The 21,835-nt window shown below is 67.7% G+C and carries 20 protein-coding genes; 11 read left to right on the plus strand and 9 right to left on the minus strand.

All coding sequences use genetic code 11. The annotated features are described in order from the left end of the window. The first annotated feature begins 93 nt into the window (after positions 1-93). Positions 94-639, plus strand: coding sequence for a TetR family transcriptional regulator (locus tag G154_RS08145; RefSeq protein WP_019510092.1), 546 nt, complete (start codon positions 94-96; stop codon positions 637-639). Between the two features lie 16 nt (positions 640-655). Here G154_RS08145 and G154_RS08150 read toward each other — a convergent pair whose 3' ends face one another. Then, the gene (locus G154_RS08150) at positions 656-1,450 is read right to left on the minus strand and encodes a purine-nucleoside phosphorylase (protein ID WP_019510091.1); all 795 of its coding nucleotides are present in this window, start codon (positions 1,448-1,450) and stop codon (positions 656-658) included. A gap of 18 nt (positions 1,451-1,468) precedes the next feature. On the opposite strand from G154_RS08150, the gene G154_RS08155 reads away from it, so the two are divergent. Together G154_RS08155 and G154_RS08160 are read left to right on the plus strand one after the other, a co-directional pair. Then, positions 1,469-2,656 carry a M20 family metallopeptidase gene (locus tag G154_RS08155; protein WP_019510090.1) on the plus strand — a complete coding sequence of 396 codons (1,188 nt, stop codon included), beginning with the start codon at positions 1,469-1,471 and terminating at the stop codon, positions 2,654-2,656. Then, positions 2,653-3,822, plus strand: coding sequence for an amidohydrolase (locus tag G154_RS08160; protein ID WP_019510089.1), 1,170 nt, complete (start codon positions 2,653-2,655; stop codon positions 3,820-3,822). The genes G154_RS08155 and G154_RS08160 overlap by 4 nt, the downstream gene beginning before the upstream one ends. Before the next feature lie 108 nt (positions 3,823-3,930). Here G154_RS08160 and G154_RS08165 read toward each other — a convergent pair whose 3' ends face one another. Next, complete coding sequence (locus G154_RS08165; protein WP_019510088.1) at positions 3,931-4,398, minus strand: gamma-glutamylcyclotransferase; 468 nt, start codon at positions 4,396-4,398, stop codon at positions 3,931-3,933. A 159-nt stretch (positions 4,399-4,557) separates the two neighbouring features. On the opposite strand from G154_RS08165, the gene G154_RS08170 reads away from it, so the two are divergent. Genes G154_RS08170 through G154_RS08180 form a run of 3 tightly spaced genes read left to right on the plus strand, consistent with a single transcriptional unit; the run spans position 4,558 to position 8,621 of the window. Continuing rightward, entirely contained in the window at positions 4,558-5,973 is a 1,416-nt protein-coding gene (locus G154_RS08170; protein ID WP_023985417.1) for an NAD(P)H-quinone dehydrogenase, read from the plus strand. Between the two features lie 60 nt (positions 5,974-6,033). Beyond that, positions 6,034-7,773: a glycerol-3-phosphate dehydrogenase/oxidase gene (locus G154_RS08175; RefSeq protein WP_019510086.1), complete on the plus strand. Its 1,740-nt coding sequence runs from the start codon at positions 6,034-6,036 to the stop codon at positions 7,771-7,773. Continuing rightward, positions 7,770-8,621, plus strand: a complete 852-nt coding sequence (locus tag G154_RS08180; RefSeq protein ID WP_019510085.1) for a pseudouridine synthase — start codon at positions 7,770-7,772, stop codon at positions 8,619-8,621. The genes G154_RS08175 and G154_RS08180 overlap by 4 nt, the downstream gene beginning before the upstream one ends. Here G154_RS08180 and G154_RS08185 read toward each other — a convergent pair. Then, a complete protein-coding gene (locus G154_RS08185) occupies positions 8,610-9,377 on the minus strand; it encodes an FkbM family methyltransferase (protein WP_019510084.1) in 768 nt (255 codons plus the stop codon). The two genes, G154_RS08180 and G154_RS08185, sit on opposite strands and share 12 nt — an antisense overlap. Before the next feature lie 204 nt (positions 9,378-9,581). Here G154_RS08185 and G154_RS08190 point away from each other — a divergent pair, with 204 nt between their 5' ends. After that, positions 9,582-10,352 carry an SDR family NAD(P)-dependent oxidoreductase gene (locus G154_RS08190; protein WP_019510083.1) on the plus strand — a complete coding sequence of 257 codons (771 nt, stop codon included), beginning with the start codon at positions 9,582-9,584 and terminating at the stop codon, positions 10,350-10,352. Here the strand turns inward: G154_RS08190 and G154_RS08195 are convergent. Together G154_RS08195 and G154_RS08200 are read right to left on the minus strand one after the other, a co-directional pair. Next, a complete protein-coding gene (locus G154_RS08195) occupies positions 10,349-11,131 on the minus strand; it encodes an enoyl-CoA hydratase-related protein (RefSeq protein ID WP_019510082.1) in 783 nt (260 codons plus the stop codon). The two genes, G154_RS08190 and G154_RS08195, sit on opposite strands and share 4 nt — an antisense overlap. Positions 11,132-11,140: 9 nt before the next feature. After that, positions 11,141-11,857 (minus strand): TetR family transcriptional regulator, encoded by a 717-nt coding sequence (locus G154_RS08200; protein WP_234713042.1) that lies wholly within the window; start codon positions 11,855-11,857, stop codon positions 11,141-11,143. Between the two features lie 128 nt (positions 11,858-11,985). Between G154_RS08200 and G154_RS08205 the strand changes: the two genes are divergently transcribed. After that, entirely contained in the window at positions 11,986-13,053 is a 1,068-nt protein-coding gene (locus G154_RS08205; protein ID WP_019510080.1) for a ferredoxin reductase, read from the plus strand. A 43-nt stretch (positions 13,054-13,096) separates the two neighbouring features. Further along, positions 13,097-14,236 carry an acyl-CoA desaturase gene (locus G154_RS08210; protein WP_019510079.1) on the plus strand — a complete coding sequence of 380 codons (1,140 nt, stop codon included), beginning with the start codon at positions 13,097-13,099 and terminating at the stop codon, positions 14,234-14,236. Between the two features lie 5 nt (positions 14,237-14,241). Here G154_RS08210 and nei2 read toward each other — a convergent pair whose 3' ends face one another. Then, positions 14,242-14,994 (minus strand): endonuclease VIII Nei2, encoded by a 753-nt coding sequence (gene nei2, locus G154_RS08215; protein ID WP_019510078.1) that lies wholly within the window; start codon positions 14,992-14,994, stop codon positions 14,242-14,244. Positions 14,995-15,012: 18 nt separating this feature from the next. Beyond that, positions 15,013-19,527, minus strand: a complete 4,515-nt coding sequence (locus tag G154_RS08220) for an ATP-dependent helicase (protein WP_019510077.1) — start codon at positions 19,525-19,527, stop codon at positions 15,013-15,015. Positions 19,528-19,666: 139 nt separating this feature from the next. Between G154_RS08220 and G154_RS08225 the strand changes: the two genes are divergently transcribed. Next, entirely contained in the window at positions 19,667-20,011 is a 345-nt protein-coding gene (locus tag G154_RS08225) for a hypothetical protein (RefSeq protein WP_019510076.1), read from the plus strand. Between the two features lie 19 nt (positions 20,012-20,030). Then, the gene (locus G154_RS08230) at positions 20,031-20,378 is read left to right on the plus strand and encodes a heme-binding protein (protein WP_023985419.1); all 348 of its coding nucleotides are present in this window, start codon (positions 20,031-20,033) and stop codon (positions 20,376-20,378) included. A 13-nt stretch (positions 20,379-20,391) separates the two neighbouring features. Here the strand turns inward: G154_RS08230 and G154_RS08235 are convergent, their stop codons facing one another. Both G154_RS08235 and G154_RS08240 read right to left on the minus strand, forming a co-directional pair. Continuing rightward, a complete protein-coding gene (locus tag G154_RS08235) occupies positions 20,392-20,814 on the minus strand; it encodes a PPOX class F420-dependent oxidoreductase (protein ID WP_023985420.1) in 423 nt (140 codons plus the stop codon). 19 nt (positions 20,815-20,833) lie between these two features. Continuing rightward, entirely contained in the window at positions 20,834-21,649 is an 816-nt protein-coding gene (locus G154_RS08240) for an SDR family oxidoreductase (RefSeq protein ID WP_019510073.1), read from the minus strand. Between the last annotated feature and the right edge of the window lie 186 nt (positions 21,650-21,835).

Raw genomic sequence — 21,835 nt, forward strand, 5'->3', positions numbered from 1 at the left:
CTCCTTTGTCAACAAGTGTTGGCCAACGGTTGTTGACAAACTATTCGCGCCTGCGATGGGAATGTCAACACCTGTTGGCCTACAGTCGTTGACATGAGGCGATCGGCATCCGAGACCAAGTCGGTCATCCTGGCCGCGGCCAGGGAACGCTTTGCCGCCGACGGTTACGAACGCGGCACCATTCGCGCCATCGCCGCCGACGCCGGCATCGACCCGTCGATGGTCATGCGCTATTACGGCACCAAGGAGAACCTCTTCGCCGCGGCCGCCGAGTTCGATCTGGAACTGCCGGATCTGGCTGACATCCCGATCGCCGATATCGGCAGGGCGTTGGCGGCCCACTTCATCGAGCGGTGGGAGCGCGACGAGGCGTTGCTCATCCTGCTGCGCGCCGGTGTCACCAACGAGGCGGTGGCCGAACGGATGCGGACGATCTTCGCGGCGCAGCTGGCGCCGGTGATCGGCAAGGTCATCGACGATCCGGCGCAGGCGCCGGTGCGCGCCGGCCTGGCCGCCACCCAGGTGCTCGGGATGGCGTTGTGTCGCTACGTCCTCGGGTTCCCGCCGCTGCAGCAGATGAGCCACGACGACGTCGTCGGCTGGATCGGGCCGACGTTGCAGCGCTACCTGGTGGGCTGAGCTCCGCCGGGTCGGTTCAGATCCGCTCGATGACCGCCGCCAGCAGTGCACCCATCCGGGTCGCCGACTGCCGGCCCGCCTCCAGCACCTCTTCGTGGTTCAGTGGTTGCCCGGTCATCCCGGCCGCCAGATTCGTCACCAGTGAGATACCGAGCACCGCCGCGCCGGCGGCCCTGGCCGCGATGGTCTCGTGCACCGTCGACATGCCGACCAGATCGGCTCCGATCGTGCGCAACATCCGGATCTCCGCGGGCGTCTCATAGTGCGGGCCGGGCAGGCCGGCGTACACGCCCTCGGCCAGGCCGGGATCGATATCGCGCGCCACCGCGCGCAGCGCGGGGGAGTAGGCGTCGACAAGGTCCACGAACTGCGCGCCGACCAGCGGCGAGCGCGCGGTCAGGTTGAGGTGGTCGGAGATCAGCACCGGCTGGCCGACGGACATGTCGGGGCGCAACCCACCGGCGGCGTTGGTCAGGATGACCGTGCCCACACCGGCCGCGCAGGCCGTGCGCACGGGGTGCACGACATGGCGGAGGTCGTGTCCCTCGTAGGCGTGAATCCGCCCCACCAGCACCAGAACCCGGTGCTCACCGATGTGCAGCGAATGCACCCGACCGGTGTGCCCGGCCGCCGTGGGTGGGGTGAAACCCGGCAGGTCGGCCATCGGCAGCGACGCGGTCGGTTCGCCGAGCGAGGTCAACGCGGGCGCCCACCCCGACCCGAGCACGACGGCGACATCATGGGCGGACACACCGGTGCGCTCACCGATCGCTTGGGCGGCGGCATCGGCGGCCGACTGAGCATCAGACACGAGTGAGATACTGCCAGGATGTCCACGGTCACCGCGTCGTCGAGCGTCGAGGACGCCGTCAATCGCCGCAGCGGCGACCTGATCGCGCTGTCGCACGATATCCACGCCGAGCCCGAACTGGCCTTTGCCGAGCACCGCAGCTGCGCGAAGACCCGCACGCTGGTCGCCGAACGCGGCTTCGAGGTCCTCGACGCCCCTGGCGGGCTCGACACCGCGTTTCGTGCCGAATACGGCAGCGGGGATCTGGCCATCGGAATCTGTGCCGAGTACGACGCGCTTCCCGAGATCGGACATGCGTGCGGACACAACATCATCGCCGCCTCCGCCGTGGGCACCGCCCTGGCGCTGGCCGAGGTGGCCGACGAGCTGGGTCTGACCGTGGTGCTGATCGGCACCCCGGCCGAGGAGGCCGGTGGCGGAAAGGTGTTGTTGCTCAACGCCGGAACGTTCGATGACATCGCCGCGTCGGTCATGCTGCATCCCGGGCCCGCCGATATCGCGGCGGCGCGCTCGCTTGCGCTGTCCGAGGTCGCCGTCGGCTACACGGGCCGAGAATCGCACGCCGCCGTCGCTCCGTACCTCGGGATCAATGCCGCCGATGCGGTCACCGTGGCACAGGTGGCCATCGGGCTGTTGCGCCAGCAGCTGATGCCGGGGCAGATGATGCACGGCATCGTCACCGAGGGCGGGCAGGCCGCCAACGTCATCCCCGGTCACGCCGAACTGCGCTACACCATGCGCGCCACCGACATGACCTCGCTGAAGGCCCTCGAGGAGCGGATGGCCGGCTGTTTCGCGGCGGGGGCGGTCGCCACCGGTGCCACCCACGAGATCCGCGAGACGGCCCCGCCATACGACGCGCTGGTGCCCGACCGATTCCTCTCCGAGGTGTTCCGGTCCGAACTGCTGCGCGTCGGGCGGCATCCGCTGCCGGTCGAGCTGGAGGCGGCGTTCCCGTTGGGCAGCACCGACATGGGTAACGTCACCCAGCGCCTGCCCGGTATCCACCCCGTCGTCGGCATCGACGCCGGGGGCGCATCGCTGCACCAACCCGGATTCACCGCCGCGGCCGTCGGGCCGAGCGCGGACAAAGCCGTCGTGGAAGGAGCGATCATGCTGGCGCGCACCGTTGTCGCGTTGTCCGAGAATGCCGACGAACGGGACAGGGTGCTCGCCGCACTGGCCGAGCGGCAGGAGAACGCATGACCCTGCGGGCGCACACCGAGGACTGGCTGGCAGCGCACCATGACGACCTTGTCGCGTGGCGGCGCCATATCCACACCCACCCCGAGTTGGGGCGCCAGGAGTTCGCGACCACCGAGTTCGTCGCCACCCGGCTGGCCGACGCGGGGCTGAACCCGAAGGTGCTCCCCGGCGGTACCGGTCTGACCTGTGATTTCGGTCCCGAGGATCGCCCGCGGGTGGCCTTGCGTGCCGATATGGATGCGCTGCCGATGGCCGAACGGACGGGCCTGCCGTTCAGCTCGATCGTGCCGGGCGTCGCGCATGCCTGCGGGCACGACGCGCACACCAGTGTGCTGCTCGGTGCGGGTCTGGCGATGGCGTCGGCGCCCGAACTGCCGGTCGGGGTGCGGCTGATCTTCCAGCCCGCCGAGGAGCTGATGCCCGGAGGGGCGATCGACGCGGTGGCCGCCGGCGCCGTCGCCGGGGTGGCGCGGATCTTCGCGCTGCATTGCGATCCGCGCCTGGAGGTCGGCAAGGTCGCGGTGCGCCTGGGGCCGATCACCTCCGCGGCGGACTCCATCGAGATCACCCTGCACTCGCCGGGCGGGCACACCTCACGCCCGCATCTGACCGGGGATCTGGTGTACGCCCTGGGCACGTTGATCACCGGGGTGCCCGGTGTGCTGTCGCGTCGTATCGACCCACGCAAGAGCACCGTGATGGTGTGGGGTGCGGTCAACGCCGGTGTCGCGGCCAACGCGATCCCGCAGACCGGCACATTGGCGGGCACCGTTCGCACCGCCAGCCGGGACACCTGGCTCACCCTGGAATCACTTGTCCGCGAGATTGTTTCGTCGCTACTGGCGCCGCTGGCCGTGGAGCACAGTGTGAACTACCGTCGCGGTGTGCCGCCGGTGGTCAACGAGGAGGTGGCCACCCGCATCTTCACCCACGCCATCGAGGCGCTGGGGCCCGACGCGCTGGCCGACACCCACCAGTCCGGTGGCGGCGAGGACTTCTCCTGGTACCTGGAAGAGGTGCCGGGGGCGATGGCGCGGTTGGGTGTGTGGTCGGGTCAGGGCCCGCAGCTGGATCTGCACCAGCCGACCTTCGACCTGGACGAGCGGGCGCTCGCGGTCGGGGTGCGCACGATGGTCAACCTGGTGGAGCAGTCCGGCCTGGTCTAGATCGCAATGTTCCGCTGACAGCGTTGTCACGGATATATGTCCATGACAACGCTGTCAGCGGAACATTGCAGACGCGTCAGGGGCCGACGGAGTCAGGTTCAGACCGAGTCAGGGTCCGACGTTGCGGGCCGGGCGGGTCCGGATGTCGTGGACGTACTCGGCCGGGGCCCCGGCGATCTCGGCGGCATCGGCCATCACCCCGAGATAGCGCGCCGAGGGCAGTCCGCCCTCCCAGGCGTCCACCACATAGAGCCAGGCCAGGACCGGATCGGTGCTGGTGTCGGAGGACAGCCGTTGTACCCGGCACCGGATCTTCTTGTGGAAGCCCAGCTCGGAGCCCTCCCACTGATCCAGGTTGGCCTCGTCCTCCGCGGTCACGTCGTAGAGCACGACGAACACCTTGGACTCGGGGTCCTCGACCAGGGTCGCCAGGGACCCTTCCCAGCTGTAGTCCTCGCCGCCGAAGGTCAGGCGCCAGCCGTGCAACCAGCCGGTACCGGCCATCGGCGAATGCGGCGCGCGCTGCAGCATCTGTTCCGGATGCATGTTCGATCCGTAAGCGGCGTAGAGCGGCACGGGGCCAACCTTAAGCGGTCCGGTGGGCAGGAGCGAAGCGACCCGGGGAATGTCACGGTGGGCTGGGGGTACCTCCCGCTTGCGGGGGCGAGCGAAGCGACCCGGGGGATAAGGCCGGGCTCGGCAGCGCGGCCGAGCGGGATTGACTAGGTTATGACCGTGCCTACCAGGATCGTGATCATCGGCGGTGGACCGGCCGGCTACGAAGCTGCCCTGGTGGCGGCGGCGCGCGGCCCGGAGGCCGCCCAGGTCACCGTCGTCGACAGTGACGGCGTGGGCGGGGCGTGTGTGTTGTTCGACTGCGTGCCCTCCAAGACGTTCATCGCCTCGACGGGAGTGCGTACCGAGCTGCGGCGCGCCAACGGCCTCGGGTTCGACATCGCCATCGACGACGCCAAGATCTCGCTGGGTCAGATCCACAACCGGGTCAAGACTCTCGCCCGCTCGCAGTCGGCGGATATCGGTTCGCAGTTGCTCGGCAATGGCGTCACCGTCGTCCAGGGTCGCGGCGAGCTGGTCGACGACGTGCCAGGGATGGCCCACCACCGGGTGAAGGTCACCACGCGCGACGGTAAGACCGGGGTGCTCAAGGCCGATGTGGTGCTGATCGCGACCGGTGCCACGCCGCGGGTGCTGCCCAATGCGCGCCCCGATGGCGAACGCATCCTGAACTGGCGCCAGCTCTACGATCTGACCGAGCTGCCCGAGCATCTGGTGATCGTCGGCTCCGGTGTCACCGGTGCCGAGTTCTGCAGCGCCTACACCGAGCTCGGCGTCAAGGTGACGGTGGTGGCCAGCCGGGACCAGATCCTGCCCCACGAGGACTCCGACGCGGCGGCGGTGCTCGAGGAGGCCTTCGCCGAACGCGGTGTCCAGCTGGTGAAGAACGCCCGCGCCGACTCGGTGACCCGCACCGACACCGGTATCAAGGTCTCGATGGCCGACGGGCGCACCGTCGAGGGCAGTCACGCGCTGATGACGGTCGGCTCGGTGCCCAACACCAGCGGCCTCGGTCTGGAGCGGGTCGGTATCGAGCTGGGCCCCGGCAACTACCTCAAGGTCGACCGGGTCTCGCGCACCACCGCACCGGGCATCTACGCCGCCGGTGACTGCACGGGACTGCTGCCGCTGGCGTCGGTGGCCGCCATGCAGGGCCGCATCGCGATGTACCACGCACTCGGCGAGGGGGTGAACCCGATCCGGCTGCGCACCGTGGCGGCCGCGGTGTTCACCCGCCCGGAGATCGCGGCCGTCGGCGTCCCGCAGACCAAGATCGACAGCGGTGAGGTGCCCGCGCGCACGCTGATGCTGCCGCTGACCACCAATGCGCGGGCCAAGATGTCGCTGCTGCGCCGCGGCTTCGTCAAGATCTTCTGCAGGCCCGCGACCGGCGTGGTGATCGGCGGTGTGGTGGTCGCGCCGATCGCCTCCGAACTGATCCTGCCGATCGCGCTGGCGGTACAGAACAACCTCACCGTCACCGATCTGGCGCAAACCCTGTCGGTGTACCCGTCGCTGTCGGGCTCGATCGTCGAGGCGGCACGCCGGCTGATGGCCCACGACGATCTCGACTAAAGGTCAGTTCCTCGTCTCGACGGCCCACACCGGCCCGCCACGCAACGTAGGCTCGAGAGCGTGACTGACCCGATTTCTGGCAATGGTCAAGCTCAACTCGGTCCGGCCCAGCGCGCGACGGCCTGGGAACGACTCGGCAGCGAACAGTTCGACGTCGTCGTCATCGGCGGTGGCGTCGTCGGTGCCGGTGCCGCCCTGGACGCTGCGACCCGTGGGTTGAGGGTGGCGCTGGTCGAGGCGCGTGATTACGCCTCGGGCACGTCGAGCCGCAGCTCCAAGATGTTCCACGGTGGCCTGCGCTACCTGGAGCAACTGGAGTTCGGCCTGGTACGCGAGGCGCTGCACGAGCGTGAGCTCTCGCTGACGACCCTGGCCCCGCATCTGGTGAAACCGTTGCCATTCCTGTTCCCCCTCACCAAACGGGTCTGGGAGAGGCCCTACATCGCGGCGGGCATCTTTCTCTACGATCAGCTCGGTGGCGCGAAATCCGTTCCGGCGCAAAAACATCTGCTCAAGGCCGGAGCGTTGCGGCTGGCCCCTGGCCTCAAGCGCAGCTCGCTGATCGGCGGCATCCGATACTTCGACACCGTCGTCGACGACGCCCGCCACACCATGATGGTGGCCCGCACCGCGGCGCACTACGGCGCTGTGGTGCGCACCTCGACCCAGGTCGTGGCGCTGCTGCGGGAGGGCGACCGGGTGACCGGTGTGCGGGTTCGCGACACGGAGAATGGCGCGGTCACCGAGGTGCACGGGCATGTCGTGGTGAACGCGACCGGGGTGTGGACCGACGAGATCCAGGCGTTGAGCAAGGAGCGCGGACGGTTCCGGGTGCGGGCCTCCAAGGGCGTGCACATCGTGGTCCCGCGTGATCGCATCGTCAGCGAGGTGGCGATCATCCTGCGCACCGAGAAGTCGGTGTTGTTCGTGATCCCGTGGGGCACACACTGGATCATCGGGACCACCGATACCGACTGGAATCTCGACCTGGCCCACCCGGCGGCCACGAAGGCCGATATCGACTACATCCTCGGTCACGTCAACTCGGTGCTCGCCACTCCACTGACCCATGACGATATCGACGGCGTCTATGCCGGTCTGCGTCCGCTGCTGGCCGGTGAGAGCGAGTCCACCTCAAAACTGTCCCGCGAACACGCAGTGGCGGTGCCCTCGCCGGGGCTGGTGGCCATTGCGGGCGGCAAGTACACCACCTACCGGGTGATGGGTGCCGACGCCATCGACGCCGCAGCCGAATTCGTGCCGACCCGGGTGGCGCCGTCGATCACCGAGAAGGTGCCGCTGGTCGGCGCCGACGGCTATTTCGCGTTGGTGAACCAGACCGAACACGTGGGTGCCCATTATGATCTGCACCCCTACCGGGTGCGGCATCTGCTGGACCGGTACGGCTCGCTGATCAGTGAGGTTTTGACGATGGCGGACGGGAAACCCGAACTGCTGGAACCGATCACGGCTGCACCGGTGTACCTGAAGGTGGAGGCGGTCTACGCCGCCGCCGCCGAAGGCGCGCTGCATCTGGAGGACATCCTGGCCCGTCGGATGCGGATCTCGATCGAGTATCCGCACCGGGGTGTGGACTGTGCCCGCGAAGTCGCCGAAACCGTTGCGCCCGTTCTCGGTTGGAGCGAGGCGGATATCGACCGCGAGGTGGCGACCTATCTGGCGCGGGTGGAGGCCGAGGTGCGCTCGCAGACCCAACCGGACGACGAGTCCGCCGATGCCCTACGGGCGGCAGCCCCGGAGGCGCGCGCGGAGATCCTGGAACCGGTGCCGCTCACTTGAGCGCATCCGACCGGTACGCCGGGATCGGCCCGGCACGGGTGCGCCTGCACGGCGGCCGACTGGTCGACGAGTTCGAACGGCGCTGGGGCGCGGGCGCCAAAGTAGTTGCCGGGGAGGTGTTCTCGTCCGACGGGATCCCTTACGACGAGTACTCGGTGCTTGCGGCGGGTGCGCACGTCTACCTCTACCGCGATCTGCCCGACGAGGTGACGGTGCCGTTCGACATGCCGATCGTGCACCACGACGACGATATCGTCGTCGTCGACAAACCCCACTTCCTGGCGACCATGCCCCGCGGTGGGCATGTGGTGCAGACCGCGCTGGTGCGGTTGCGCCGTGAGCTCGGCCTCGCCGAACTGAGCCCGGCGCATCGGCTCGACAGGCTGACCGCCGGCGTGCTGCTGTTCACGGTGCGCCGCGAGGTGCGGGGTGCCTATCAGACGATGTTCGCCGACGGCCGCGTGCGCAAGACCTATCTGGCGCGGGCCGCCGGAACCCCGACCGTCGCGCTTCCCGCGGTGCTGCGCAGCAGGATCACCAAGGTGCGTGGTCGCCTGCAGGCGTTCGAGGAGCCCGGCGAGCCGAACGCCGAGACCTATGCCGAGAGGCTGGGCGCCGGGCTGTACAAGCTGAGCCCACGCACCGGGCGGACCCATCAGTTGCGGGTGCAGATGAACTCGATGGGCGTGCCGATCGACAACGACCCGCTCTATCCGCGCCTCGTCGAGGTGGCGGCAGGTGATTTCTCGCGGCCGCTGCAGTTGCTGGCCCAATGCCTGGAGTTCGACGATCCGCTCGGCGGTGCATCCCGCCGGTTCGTCAGCCGGCGGGAGTTGTCAGTTCGCTAGGCGCGTGAACTGGGCGATACCGCCGTAGTGCTCCAGCGAGTGGGTCTGCGCCAGCGGGTTCTCGTCGAAAAGGTACTCGACGTAGAGCTTCTTGATCTTCTCCGCGACATCGACCGGGATGTTGTCGATGACGGCCGCTTCCAGGCCTTCGATATCGATCTTCAGGATGTCGATCTGCCCGTGCTTGTCGATGACATCGCGAAGCACCTGTTGTGACTCCACGCAGGTCACGGTCAGCGAGTTGCCGAAGTGGGCGTTGACGCCGCCGTAGCGCCCGGTCTCCTCGAACCCGAACTCGACCTCGCCGGCGCTGGCTCCGACCGCGACCTGCTGCAGGGTGTAACGATCCTCGAAGGGGCGCAGGTTCTCCTGCAGGCGCGTGACGTTACGCGGCAGCGGCTCGAACAGGTAGGTGTAGGCATCCTTGCTGCGGGACAGGAAATACGCCGCCGAGATGCCGATATTGGAGCCGTAGTCGACGATGACACGATCGTCGGCATCGGCGTGGTAGTCCGACCGGCAGAAGATCTCGTTGACGGTGAGCAGGTCGTGCGACGAGTAGAGGCGTAGCTCGATCCAGCCCATCGGGCTGCGCAAGCGCATCGTGGTGGGGTAGCTCCCGCCGCCGGTCAGATACTGCTTGAAGACCGCGATCGGATGCTCGTAGACGCGGAACATGTTCCGGGCTGCGATGTAGTTCCGGCGATGCAGCACTGAACTGGCAATCTTGCCGGCCCCGCGTCCAGCGATCTGCATTACACCTCCAGGTTCGCGGGCCCGCCCGATCGGCGCGGCACCCGGTTCGGATCGAGATTAGCTGCCGAACCAGATGTTCACAGCTTAGGTGTGCCCCTCGAAGGGGTCCGCGTCGAGCGTAGGCGACCGGTCAGCGCGGCGCGCGGTCGGTTGCTGGGGTCCAGTTTCCCGCACGTCAGCGGGGCGATCTGGTCTACTACTGGCGTGGATCGCGCAGCCTTTGACCGATTGTTCGACATGACTGATCGCACCGTGATTGTGACCGGGGGCACCCGCGGAATCGGTCTTGCGCTGGCCGAAGGCTTCGTGCTGGCCGGTGCCAGGGTGGTCGTCGCCAGCCGTAAACCGGACGCCTGCGCCGCCGCTGCGGAGCATCTGCGCGGACTCGGTGGGCAGGCCATCGGGGTACCGACGCACATGGGTGACGTGGACGATCTGGGCGCCCTGGTGGAGGCGACGGTTGCCGAGTTCGGCGGCATCGATGTGGTGGTCAACAATGCCGCCAACGCGCTGGCCCAGCCGATCGGCCAGATGACGCCGGAGGCGTGGCAGAAGTCGTATGCGGTCAATCTGCAGGGACCGGTGTTCCTGGTGCAGCACGCACTGCCGCATCTGCAGCGCAGCGCGGCCGCGGCCGTCCTGAACATGGTCTCGGTCGGCGCCTTCATGTTCGCGCCGGCGCTGTCCATCTACGCATCGGGTAAGGCCGCGCTGATGTCGATGACCCGATCGATGGCCGCCGAGCTGGTGTCGGCCGGTATCCGGGTCAATGCCATCGCGCCCGGACCCGTGGACACCGACATGATGCGCAACAACCCGCAGGAGGCCATCGATGCGATGACCAACGGCACCTTGTTGGGCAGGCTGGCATCCCCGGACGAGATGGTGGGGGCCGCGCTGCTGTTGTGCTCGGCGGCCGGTAGTTACATCACCGGGCAGGTCGTGATCGTCGACGGCGGCGGGACGCCCCGCTAATCCTTCTTGCGCGCGGCGAAGGCATCGGTGAAGGCTTGCATCGCACCGCTGCCCGCGGCGAGGATCTGGCTGCGATTCTCCACCTGCAGTGCGGTCTCCAGGCATCCCGCGTCGAGGTTGGCCCACAGCACCTGTTTGGTGGATTCCAGCCCGAATGTGCCGAATCCGCACATGGTTTCGGCGATGTCGAGTGCTTCGGCGAGCGGGTCCGTCGCGATCCGGGACACCATGCCCAAGCGCAGCGCCTCGGCGGCATCGACGGTGCGCGCGGTCAGGATCAGGTCGAAGGCGGGGCCCGCGCCGATGATGCGCGGCAACGTGTAACTGACTCCGATATCGCAGCCGCCGAGGCCGAGCTTGATGAATTGGGTGCAAAAGCGCGCGGCCTCCGAGGCGACGCGGATGTCACTGGCCATGGCGAGGGCAAACCCGCCGCCGTAGGCCGCGCCGTTGACCGCAGCGATCACCGGCTGGCGGAGTCGGTGCAGTTTGACCGTCAACGCGGCGATACGTTCCTGCCAGCGCATCCCGGCCCGCGGCTTTTCCAGCCCGTCCGAGACCGGCGGCGTGCTGCTGTCGGTGAGGTCCAGCCCCGAGCAGAATCCGCGACCGGCGCCGGTGAGCACCACCACCCGGCAGTCGTTGTCCGCTGCGATCGCGTCCAGGGTGGCGTGGAGATCCTCGACAAGCTCGGGGGACAGCGCGTTGAGTTTCGCCGGCCTGTTCAGGGTGATGACGGCGATCTCGGGGCGTGGGCGGGAGAGCTCGAGGGTCGGCATGAGCCGACTCTAGGTGGTCGCGCTGCTCCAGCCCCGGACCCCGATGGTGATCATCGACATCTGTTTGATGGCGGTTCTTTTGATCTCGTCGAGCGCGGTCTGGTCGGCGGCGTCCTCGGCCAGTTCGGCGACCGAGATCATGGCGTTGACGAACAGGCTGGCCAGAATGTTGAGATCCTCGCTGCTCCACCCCTTGAGGCCGGGGAACCGGGCCAGGTCGATGGCGAGCTCGGAGGTGAGTAGTCGGAGCTCGGTACGGATGGCGTACCGCAGCACCGAGACTCCGCTCGAGCGTTCGCGGGTGATGAACCGCCAGTGCTCACGGCGTTCGCTGATGCTCGCGATCAGGATCTCGGCCGAGGAGTCGATGACGTGGTTGGGGTCGAGCTTGCCTGCACGTGCGCCGCGCAGCATGTCGCGCAGCGAGCGGAAGGACTCGTCGATGAGGACCAGCCCGAGCGCTTCCATGGATTCGAAATGTCGGTAGAAGGCCGCGGGCACGATCCCCGCTTCGCGGGTCACCTCGCGCAGGCTCAGCGCGGTGAAGCTGTCCTGCTCCAGCAGGTGCAGGGCGGCGGCGACGATGGCCCGGCGGGTGACCTCCTTGCGCTCCTCGCGCGACAGCGTGTCCTTGGCCGGACGGCTGGACCGGCTTCGGCCGGAGCGCCCTGACCGGGACCTGGATGCGTCGCTTTCCACAACCATCGAGCCTACAACTGTGCTCATCGGGTCGTACCCGTCATTGCGTCTCCACTTGTTAGTGATTTGGGAGTACAGGTGTTCACCGTGTTATGGCCATCACAACCTGGTGATATTGGTTGACGAGACCGGCGGTACTGTTTCAGAGTGTACATATGTTCACCGAAACGTTGACGCACCGGCTGCGGGATCGAGTGCTCCGCTCTCCGCTGCTGGATCTGTTGACCGGACCGCATGGTGTGGACCGGTACACCGAGATCGTCGATCCGGTGTGGATCAAGGGCAATGCCCGCGCCAAGGTGGTGGCGGTACGCCGCCAGACGACCCGCAGCGTCACGTTGACGCTGGAACCCAACCAGGCCTTCACCGGCTTTCGGGCGGGGCAGCACATCAACCTGTCGGTCGAGATCGACGGCCGCCGCCGGACCAGGCCGTACTCGCCGGCCAGTGCCGAGGGCAGCCGGCTCATCGAGCTGACCGTCGGCCTGCACGACGGCGGCCTGGTGTCGACCTACCTCTATAAGAACGCCACCCCGGGCATGGTCGTCGGACTGGATTCCGTCGGCGGTGACTTCACCATGCCGGCCCAGCGTCCCGAGCGGATCCTGTTCGTCTCCGGCGGCAGCGGCATCACCCCGGTGTTGTCGATGCTGCGCACGCTGAAGGCCGAAGGATTCACCGGTGAGGCGGCCTTCATCCACTATGCACGCTCGGAGCGGGACGCCTGCTATCGCGACGAGCTCGACCGGATGCCCGGTGTGCGGGTACTGCACGGCTACACCCGAGACGACCAGGGCGCCGACCTCGACGGCCACTTCGCCGCCCACCACTTGTCGGCGGCCATGGCCGAACCCGATGCCGTCTACGTGTGCGGTCCGCCGGCGCTGGTCGAGGCGGTCCGGGAACTGCGTCCGGACGCCCGGTCCGAGAGTTTCGTCCCGCCGGTGTTCGCCGTTCCTGCCGAATCAACAGGCGGCACAGTCAGTTTCACCACCAGTGGCGTCGAGGTCGCCGACAGCGGCCAGACGCTGCTCGAGCAGGCCGAGGCCGCCGGGCTGAACCCCGAGAGCGGCTGCCGGATGGGCATCTGCTTCAGCTGCACTCGACCCAAAACCCGTGGTGCGGTGCGCAATCTGCTCAACGGAACGGTATCCACCGACGACTGTGAAGACATCCGGATCTGCGTCAGCGCCCCGGTCGGCGATGTCGCCATCGACCTCTGAACCCCTGAATCCCTGAAGTTTTCGAGAAACGAAAGGCAATGTCATGACGACCTTGGATTTGCCCCGTAGCTCCACCCCGACCCCCGCCAAGCCCCGCAGCTCGGCCAAATACACGCTCACCCCAGAACAGTTCGAGGCCTTCGGCGCCGAACTCGACGCCATCCGCGATCGCCAGCTCGCCGATCTCGGCGAGCGCGACGCCAACTACATCCGACAGATCATCAAGTGGCAGCGCGGTCTCGAGTTCGGCGGCCGGGTGCTGCTGTTCCTACCGCCGGCCTGGCCGGTCGGGACCGTGATGTTGGGTTTGTCGAAGATCCTCGACAACATGGAGATCGGCCACAACGTCATGCACGGCCAGTACGACTGGATGGGCGATCCGGCGTTGCGCGGGCAGAACTTCGAATGGGATTCGGCCTGCCCGTCCAACCAGTGGCGGCACTCGCACAACTACATGCACCACACCTACACCAACATCGTGGACCTGGACCGCGATATCGGCTACGGCATCCTGCGGATGAGCGAGGACCAGAAGTGGCATCCGTACTACCTGGGCAATCCGGTCTACGCGTTCCTGCTGATGGTGTTCTTCCAGTACGGCGTCGCGCTGCACGAGTTGGAGACCGAGCGCATCCGCTCCGGTGAGATCAAACTGCGCGACAAGAAAGAGATGCTCACCGAGATGTGGGCGAAGGTCAAGAAGCAGACCGTCAAAGATTATGTGGCCTTCCCGTTGCTGGCCGGGCCGTTCGCACCGTTCGTGTTCGCCGGCAACATGACGGCCAACCTGATGCGCAACGTGTGGTCATACGCCATCATCTTCTGCGGTCATTTCCCCGAGGGCACCCACGAGTTCACCGTCGAGGAGACCAAGAGCGAGACCCGCGGTCAGTGGTATTACCGGCAGCTGCTGGGTTCGGCGAATCTCAGCGGCGGCAAGTGGTTCCACATCTTCAGTGGCAACCTGTCCTTCCAGATCGAGCACCACTTGTTCCCGGACATCCCGGCCCACCGCTACGCCGAGATCTCCGGTGAGGTCCGCGAGATCTGCCAGCGCTACGGCCTGCCCTACAACAGCGGACCGCTGCCCAAGCAGTTCTTCTCGGTGGTCAAGAAGATCTGGCGGCTGGCCCTGCCGAATCGCACGCCCGCCGAGGAGTCGCAGTCCAAGGCCGCTGCCTGACGCGCTCAGCGTTGGCAGTTGGGGCACCAATACCGGATACGGTCGCCGCTGTCGTCCCTCCTGATGGGGGTACGGCAGCGGCGACACGGTTCTGCGGACCTGCCGTACACCCAGAACTGCTGGCCCCTGCGGGTATTGCCGGTGATGATGCGATTGGCGCGGTTGCGGTTGAGCCACAACATGTCCCGTGCGCGTTGGACGACGCGTAGCGGATCGGGAACCTCGCCGACGGGGGAGTCGGGTCGCTTACCGAGCACGAAGCACAGTTCGTTGGCGTACACGTTGCCCACACCGGCCATGACCCGCTGATCCAACAGCACATCGGCGAGTTCGCGATCCGGCTCGGCGATCAGGTTCTGCCTGGCCAGTTGCGGATCCCAGTCCGGGCCCAGCAGGTCGGGCCCCAGATGGGCGACGGCGTCCTGGTCGTTGGCGCGCTCGAGCACTTCCAGCACGCCGAGGTCGATGCCGAAGGCCACGGTGTCGGCGGTGCCCAGCACGATCCTGATCCGATGCTGGGGACCACGGAACGAGCCGATCACCCAGCTGCCGTCCATCTTGAGGTGGGAGTGGATGCTGGCCGCGCCGACGCGGATGAACAGGTGCTTGCCGCGGCTGAGCACCTCGTCGACGTGCTGGCCGGTCAGGTCGACCGCCGCATACCGCGGGACTCGGACGTCGCAACGGGTCAGGGTGCGGCCGACGAGCGCTTCCCGCAGTTTCGTCGCGGTGCGATAGACCGTGTCACCCTCGGGCATGAGTTCAGTATCGTTCGCTCAGCGAAGTCGCAGGCCACGGGGGGTGCGGGCGAAGCCCGACCCCAGCAGCGCGTCCTGGACGGCGGTGAGGGTCGTGTCTCCGGCGAGTTCCAGCACACTTGTGCCGTTGATCTTCTCGACCAACAGTGAGGGCACCCGGCCCGCGCTCACCAGGCCGGCTAGGGCTGCGGCGGCGGCCTGTTGAGTGTCGGGGTCATCGGTGAAACTCAGCAGGGTCCGCCCGCCGCGTTCGACGAACCAGCCCAGGGCGCCGTCGACCAGGACGACCAATGCGCCGGCCTTGCGGCCGGGCCGATGGGTCAACTCGGGATCGTCGGGCCACGGCAGCGTCACGCCGTAGGGGTTGGCCGGATCGGTGGCCGCCAGCGCCACGGCGTGCAGTTCGGGGCGCTGCGGGTCGACTCCGTCGAGATAGGAGCGCAGCCGGTCCACCGTCGAGGCCGCCGCGAACTGCGCACCGCCGAGGGATTCCACGAAGTAGCCGCGCTGGCAGCGACCGGCATCCTCGAATGCGGTCAGCACCTTGTACAACATCGCGAAGCCGCCGGGTATCCCGTCGGCCGCGCCGCGGGTGAGCACGCCATAGCGATTCAACAACAGCTCGGCCTGGAAGTGCGCGCGCACCGTGGAATCCGGTGTGGCGGTGGGCAGTGCGGACCAGCGGCCGGCCACCATCGGGTCGGCGCGTTGCTGGCCCTGGGTCAGGCTGTAGCGGCTCAGCCGGGGTGGACGCTGACGCTGCCGGTGCGCGGGGGCGCCGGCGCGCCGCGACCCCGCCAACACGGCACGCACCGGGGCGAACGTGTCGCCGGTGACCCAGCCCGCCCAGATCAGGTCCCACAGGGCGGTTTTGAACTCGGTACCGGCCGAACCGTCGGCGAGCTGGCGGAAGAAGAATGCGCCGCCGTGACCGAGGGCTTCCAGGATGGCCCGGTGGGTATCGGTGAAGTCGATGTCGACCGGCGCGGCCAACGTCAGTGCCGCCGTCTCACCGAGGTGGAAGGCGATCCATCCGTCGCTACCGCCGATCTGCCCGGCGCCCGACCAGGTGACCTCGCCCGATGCCAACAGCTCGTCCAGCATCGCCGGCTGGTAATCGGCGACCCGCTGGCCGAAGATCAGCGGTTCGACCGCCGACGCAGGCAATGGGTGCCCGGCGAGCTGCTCGATGACCGCGGCCAACCCGTCCACACCGCGTACCTGCTCCGAACCCAGGTGCTGCCATGCGGGCAGGAAACGGCCATAGGCGGCGGTGCTCACGGGCTCCACCGCTGCCCGCAGCGCCGCCAGCGACCGGCGACGCAGGATCTTCAGAACGGTGGCGTCACACCATTGTTCGGATGGGCCTGGTGTCGTGGTGAACTCGCCGCGGATCAACCTGCCGTCAGCGGCGAGTCGACCGAGCACATCGGAGGTCACCCGGATGCCCAGACCGAATCGTGCCGCCGCCTCGTCGGTGCTGAAGGGACCGTTGGTGCGTGCGTATCGGCCCAGCAGATCGGCCAGCGGATCCTTCACCGACTCGCTGAGGCTTGCCGGCACCCACACCGGGACCGCGACGCCCACCCCGTCGCGCAGCAATCCGACATCCTCGACCGCCGCCCACCAGGTCAGGCCGGCGAAGGAGACGGTCAACGCCCGGCGTGCTTCCCGCAGGCCCTCCAGCCAGCCGCCGATATCGGGTGTCGTTGCCCGAGCGGCGATCTCCTCCTGGGTCAGCGGTCCCAGCAGTCGCAGCAGGTCGGCGACACCCTCCGCGTCGCGGGCGGCGCGATCGGGCTCGAGGTGCTGAAGCTGACGGGCGGTGGTGGCCACCACCTCCGGATCGAGCAGATCGTGTAGTTCGACGCGGCCGAGCAACTCGGCGAGCAGCACCGTGTCCAATGACAGGGCAGCAGCGCGCCGCTCGGCGAGCGGGCTGTCGCCCTCGTACATGAACGCGCCGACATAGCCGAACAGGGCGGCGGCCGCGAAGGGCGACGGGGTGGCGGTCTCGACCTCGACGAGCCGGACCCGGCGCTGGGCGACCTTGCTCATCAGCTCGGTCAGCGCGGGCACGTCATAGACGTCCTGGAGGCATTCCCGGACGGCCTCCAGCACGATCGGGAACTCAGGATACTTGCGGGCCACGTCGAGCAACTGCGAGGCCCGCTGGCGCTGATGCCACAGCGGGGAGCGTTTACCCGGGTGGCGCCGGGGCAGCAGCAGCGCCCGGGCGGCACACTCCCGGAACCGCGACGCGAAGAGCGCCGAACCGCCGACCTCCGCGGTGATGATGGCATCCAATTCATCGGCCTCGAAGACGAAGAGGTCCGCCCCGGGTGGTTCCTCCCCACCGTCGGGAAGCCGCACGATGATGCCGTCATCGGAAGCGGTGGGTTTCTCGTCGATGCCGTAGCGTTCGCGCAGCCGGCGCCCCACGGCCAATGCCAGCGGACCGTGGACGCGCAAACCGTAGGGGGAGTGCAGGATCACGCGCCAGTCGCCGAGTTCGTCGTGAAAGCGCTCCAGCACCAGGGTGCTGTCGCTGGGGACCGCGCCGGTGGCCTGGCGCTGCTCGTCGATGAGTTGCCACAGATTGTCGGTGGCGTAGTCATCGAACCCGACATCACGGCAGCGCTGCCGGAAACCCTCGGAATCCATCTTGGCGAGTTCACCGGTGAAGGCGCCGACCGCGGCGCCGAGCTCGGCCGGCCTGCCCACGCTGTCCCCGCGCCAGAACGGCAGCCGGGCCGGTAACCCCGGCGCGGGTATCACAAGCACCCGGTCATGGGTGATCTCGGTGATCCGCCAGCTGGTGGCACCCAGTGAGATGACGTCACCCGGACGGGATTCGTAGACCATCTCCTCGTCGAGTTCGCCGACCCGGGACGGCTTTTCGTCTTCGGAGGCCAGATACACGGTGAACATGCCGCGATCGGGGATCGCTCCGCCGGAGGTGACGGCGAGCCGCTGCGCACCCGGGCGCGCGGTCAATGATCCGGCGTCGCGGTCATAGACCAATCGCGGGCGCAATTCGGCGAACTCGGTGGACGGGTACTTACCCGACAGCAGATCCAGCGTCGCCTCGAAGGCGGTGCGGGGCAACGTCGCGAAGGGCGCGCTGCGCCGTACGGTGTCGAACCAGGCGTCGGCGTCCAACGGCTCCAGCGCGGCGGCGGCCACGGTGTGCTGGGCCAGCACGTCGAGCGGGTTGGTGGGCACGCGCATGGTCTCTATCTGGCCGGCCCGCATCCGTTGAACGGTGACCGCGCAGTCGATCAGGTCGGTGCGATGTTTGGGGAACAGCACACCCTGGGATATCTCGCCGACCTGGTGTCCGGCGCGGCCGATGCGCTGCAGACCGCTGGCCACCGACGGTGGCGCGGACACCTGGATGACCAGGTCCACCGCGCCCATATCGATGCCCAGTTCGAGGCTGGAGGTGGCGACGACGGCCTTGAGGCGACCGCTCTTCAGGTCATCCTCGACCAGGGCGCGCTGTTCCTTGCTCACCGACCCGTGGTGTGCCTTCGCCAATTCGGTGGGAGCGCCGAAACTCTGCCCGCTGGCCATCACGTGGGCCGGTGCCCCACCGGCCACCTTCTTGTTGGCACCACCGGTGTCGGTCGCTCCCGGCAGTTCCACACCATTGCGTTCGGCGTGGATCTCGTTCAGCCGCGAGGTGAGTCGTTCGGCGAGACGCCGGGAGTTGGCGAAGACGATGCAGGACCGATGCGTCTCGATCAGGTCGACGATGCGTTCCTCGACATCGGGCCAGATCGTTCCCTCGGCCAGATTGGTCATATCCGGCACGGGAACCTGTACCTGCAACTCGAAGGTCTTGTCCGCGGGCGGGCAGACGATGGTCGCCGCGCCCCCGGTGAGGAAACGGGCCACCTCTTCGGCCGGGCGCACGGTGGCCGACAAACCGATCCGCTGGGCGGGGCGTTCCAGCAACGCGTCGAGCCGTTCCAGCGAAACCGCCAGGTGCGCACCGCGTTTGGTGGCCGCGACCGCATGCACCTCGTCGACGATGACGGTGGTGACAGTGGTCAGCGTCTCGCGAGCCGAGGACGTCAGCATGAGGAACAGCGACTCTGGCGTGGTGATCAGGATGTCGGGTGGGCGGGTGATGAGAGCGCGGCGCTGTTTGGGCGGGGTGTCCCCGGAGCGCACACCGACGGTGATCTGCGGGGCCGTACCGCCCAGTCGCTCGGCCACCCTGGTCAGGCCAGTCAGCGGCGTGCGCAGGTTGCGCTCGACGTCGACCGCGAGGGCCTTCAGCGGTGATACATAGAGCACCCGGGTGCCGGCGGACTCGGCCGGGGACCGCGCCAGGTCGTCGATCGCCCAGAGGAAGGCGGCCAGTGTCTTACCCGAGCCGGTGGGCGCCACCACCAGGGTGTCGCTACCGTCGGCGATCGCCGCCCAGGCCTGTGCCTGGGCATTGGTGGGGGCCGGGAAGGTGCCCGTGAACCACTCCCGCGTCAGCTGACTGAAGCGGTCGAGCGGGTCGGCGACGGGCGGCATCCCACCATGGTGCCCCCAACCACCGACAACCAATCCTGAGCAGGGTAAATCCCCTGGTGTGCTGGGTCGCGGAGGTTTACGATCGAAGGGTTCAGCTCGCCGTGAGTCCGCTCATGACGTGAGGTGAGGGAGTCGTCAGATGCGACTGTTGGAAGTAATTGTCATCCCCGCTCTGATCGGGGCGGCCCTCTCTGCGACACCGTCGCCGCATGCGGGCGCCGATTGCACCAGTGCCGGCGGAACCACCATCTGCTCGCAAGGTGACGTGCGTGGTACCAGCACGGGCAACGGTCCCAGTGGCTCGTCGGGTCCGTATGTGCCCTACGCGTGCGACCTCGATTGGTATGCCTGCGACGACTACTACTGGGGTATCGACGTCGACTTCGTTCCCGGCGTGGGCAGACCGGGCGTGCCAGTCGACCCGGGCTTCGGCAGGCCCGGCGGCCCCAACGTCGGCGGTGGAAGTGCGGGAGGGCGGCGATGACGAATCAGAGGAGGACGAGATGACACCGAACGGGGAATCGGCGCGGTTGGTCGCGACGGTCGCAGGCGTGTTGGCCGTTCTCACCGCATCGGCGGGCACGGCATCGGCAGCACCGGCACCACCTCCGCCGCCGAACTGTACGGCGGCGGACCTGACGGGTGTGCTCACCGGAGTATCCGCGGCAACCTCTGCGTATCTGTTCACCCATCCGCCGGTGAACGACTTCTTCACCTCTTTGAGCGGCCTCGACGAGAACGAACGGCGTGCTGCGATGGAGCGGTTTCTCACCGACAACCCGCAGGTACGCGACGAGCTGAGGGCTATCAGGCAGCCCGCCAAGGACTTCCGCAATCGCTGCGGCGGCTGACGTCGACCCCGCGTCAGGAGGCGAGGCGAAACGCCTTGACGACCTTCGTCGGGGTGATCCTGACGACCAGTTCGCCAGGGACACCGTTGCGTCGACCGTACTCCTCGGCCCGGTCCGCACCCATGTAACGGCCGCCCGCCCGGGTGGCGACCGACCGGACCTCGTCGAGATCATCGGAAACCTGTACCGTGCCCTGGATCTGGACGAACGAGAACGGCGGATGCGGATCATCCACGCACAGAACCACTCTGGGGTCGCGCGCAAATGCCCGCGCCTTGGCTGAACCAGAATCGGTGTTGAACAGCACGTCGTTACCGTCGAGGATAAACCACACCGGGGCCACCAGTGGCCGACCGTCTGCCGCGACGTACCCGAGCATGCCGGTGCGGGTACCCGTCATCAAGAAATCGGCTACCTCAGGAGCCAGTGTCGTCATCGTGTCGAGTCCTCTCGTGTCAGCCTGCTGTGTGCGCATTCTCGTGCAGCGCGCGTCGGTAGCGGCGCATTCCGGCGATCCAGCGGTCGTAGTCGGCGCCCTTGCCCCGGTACATGTCCAGCACCCCGGGGTGAGGTAGCACGAGAAATGTGCCGTCGCGTACCCCGGCCAGGGTTGCGGCGGCAACATCGTCGGCCGAGAGCACTTCGCCAGCGGTCGTGATGGAAGCCGCGGCCACCCGGGCGGTGTCATCGGTCGAGTCGACGATCGCGTCCAGCAGCGGGGTGGCCACTCCCATCGGGCAGACCACGGTGACTCCGATGCCGTCATCGCCGTGGGTGATCGCCAGCCACTCGGCGAACCCGACCGCGGCGTGTTTGGTGACGGCGTAACCGGCGGCACCGATCTGGGTGAGCAGTCCGGCCGCCGAGGCGACCGACACGAAGTGGCCGCTGCCGCGGGCCGTCCACTCCGGGATCAGCGCATCAGCCGCTCGGACATGTGCACGAAGGTTGACGTCCAGGACCCGGTCCCAATCGGCGTCGCTGCCGAGCTCGGGCGCGCCGATGATGCCTGCGTTGGCCACGAAGATGTCGACCGGTCCGAATGTCGAGCGCGCGGCTTCCAGCAGTGTCGCGACTCCGTCGATCGTCGCGGCGTCGGCACCGACGCCGATCGCCTTGCCGCCGATCTCGGTGGCGGCCGCGGCGGCCGCCTGCGCGTCGATATCACCGGCGACCACTGAGGCGCCCGCGGCGGTGAACGCCGCGGCGAGTGCCTTCCCGATACCCGATCCCGCTCCGGTGATGACGACGACGCTGTCTTCGATCTGCATGAGTCGTGTCTACCAGTGCGCTTTCCGTCGGGTGTGCTGTCCCGGAGAGAACCCTTGCAGACGACACGGATTCGGCGTAGTGTCGAACACAAGTTCGAATGCGCCGCGGTTCCCGATTCTCGGATTTGGTGAGCCGCAGACCGCGACTTCGGTCGCCGCGAGGTTCGACGGTCCCTGTCGGGTGAT

The sequence above is a fragment of the Mycobacterium sp. VKM Ac-1816D genome, from assembly GCF_000416385.1.
Classification (GTDB): domain Bacteria; phylum Actinomycetota; class Actinomycetes; order Mycobacteriales; family Mycobacteriaceae; genus Mycobacterium; species Mycobacterium neoaurum_A.

Excerpts from the sequence above, each read along its gene's own strand:
- G154_RS08195 (WP_019510082.1), bottom strand. The coding sequence starts at position 11,131 with ATGCCGACCCTCGAGCTCTCCCGCCCACGCCCCGAGATCGCCGTCATC.
- G154_RS08200 (WP_234713042.1), bottom strand. The coding sequence starts at position 11,857 with ATGAGCACAGTTGTAGGCTCGATGGTTGTGGAAAGCGACGCATCCAGG.
- G154_RS08155 (WP_019510090.1), top strand. The coding sequence starts at position 1,469 with ATGTCCACGGTCACCGCGTCGTCGAGCGTCGAGGACGCCGTCAATCGC.
- G154_RS08240 (WP_019510073.1), bottom strand. The coding sequence starts at position 21,649 with ATGCAGATCGAAGACAGCGTCGTCGTCATCACCGGAGCGGGATCGGGT.
- G154_RS08185 (WP_019510084.1), bottom strand. The coding sequence starts at position 9,377 with ATGCAGATCGCTGGACGCGGGGCCGGCAAGATTGCCAGTTCAGTGCTG.
- G154_RS08210 (WP_019510079.1), top strand. The coding sequence starts at position 13,097 with ATGACGACCTTGGATTTGCCCCGTAGCTCCACCCCGACCCCCGCCAAG.
- G154_RS08220 (WP_019510077.1), bottom strand. The coding sequence starts at position 19,527 with ATGCCGCCCGTCGCCGACCCGCTCGACCGCTTCAGTCAGCTGACGCGG.
- nei2 (WP_019510078.1), bottom strand. The coding sequence starts at position 14,994 with ATGCCCGAGGGTGACACGGTCTATCGCACCGCGACGAAACTGCGGGAA.
- G154_RS08225 (WP_019510076.1), top strand. The coding sequence starts at position 19,667 with ATGCGACTGTTGGAAGTAATTGTCATCCCCGCTCTGATCGGGGCGGCC.
- G154_RS08235 (WP_023985420.1), bottom strand. The coding sequence starts at position 20,814 with ATGACGACACTGGCTCCTGAGGTAGCCGATTTCTTGATGACGGGTACC.
- G154_RS08145 (WP_019510092.1), top strand. The coding sequence starts at position 94 with ATGAGGCGATCGGCATCCGAGACCAAGTCGGTCATCCTGGCCGCGGCC.
- G154_RS08230 (WP_023985419.1), top strand. The coding sequence starts at position 20,031 with ATGACACCGAACGGGGAATCGGCGCGGTTGGTCGCGACGGTCGCAGGC.
- G154_RS08205 (WP_019510080.1), top strand. The coding sequence starts at position 11,986 with ATGTTCACCGAAACGTTGACGCACCGGCTGCGGGATCGAGTGCTCCGC.
- G154_RS08160 (WP_019510089.1), top strand. The coding sequence starts at position 2,653 with ATGACCCTGCGGGCGCACACCGAGGACTGGCTGGCAGCGCACCATGAC.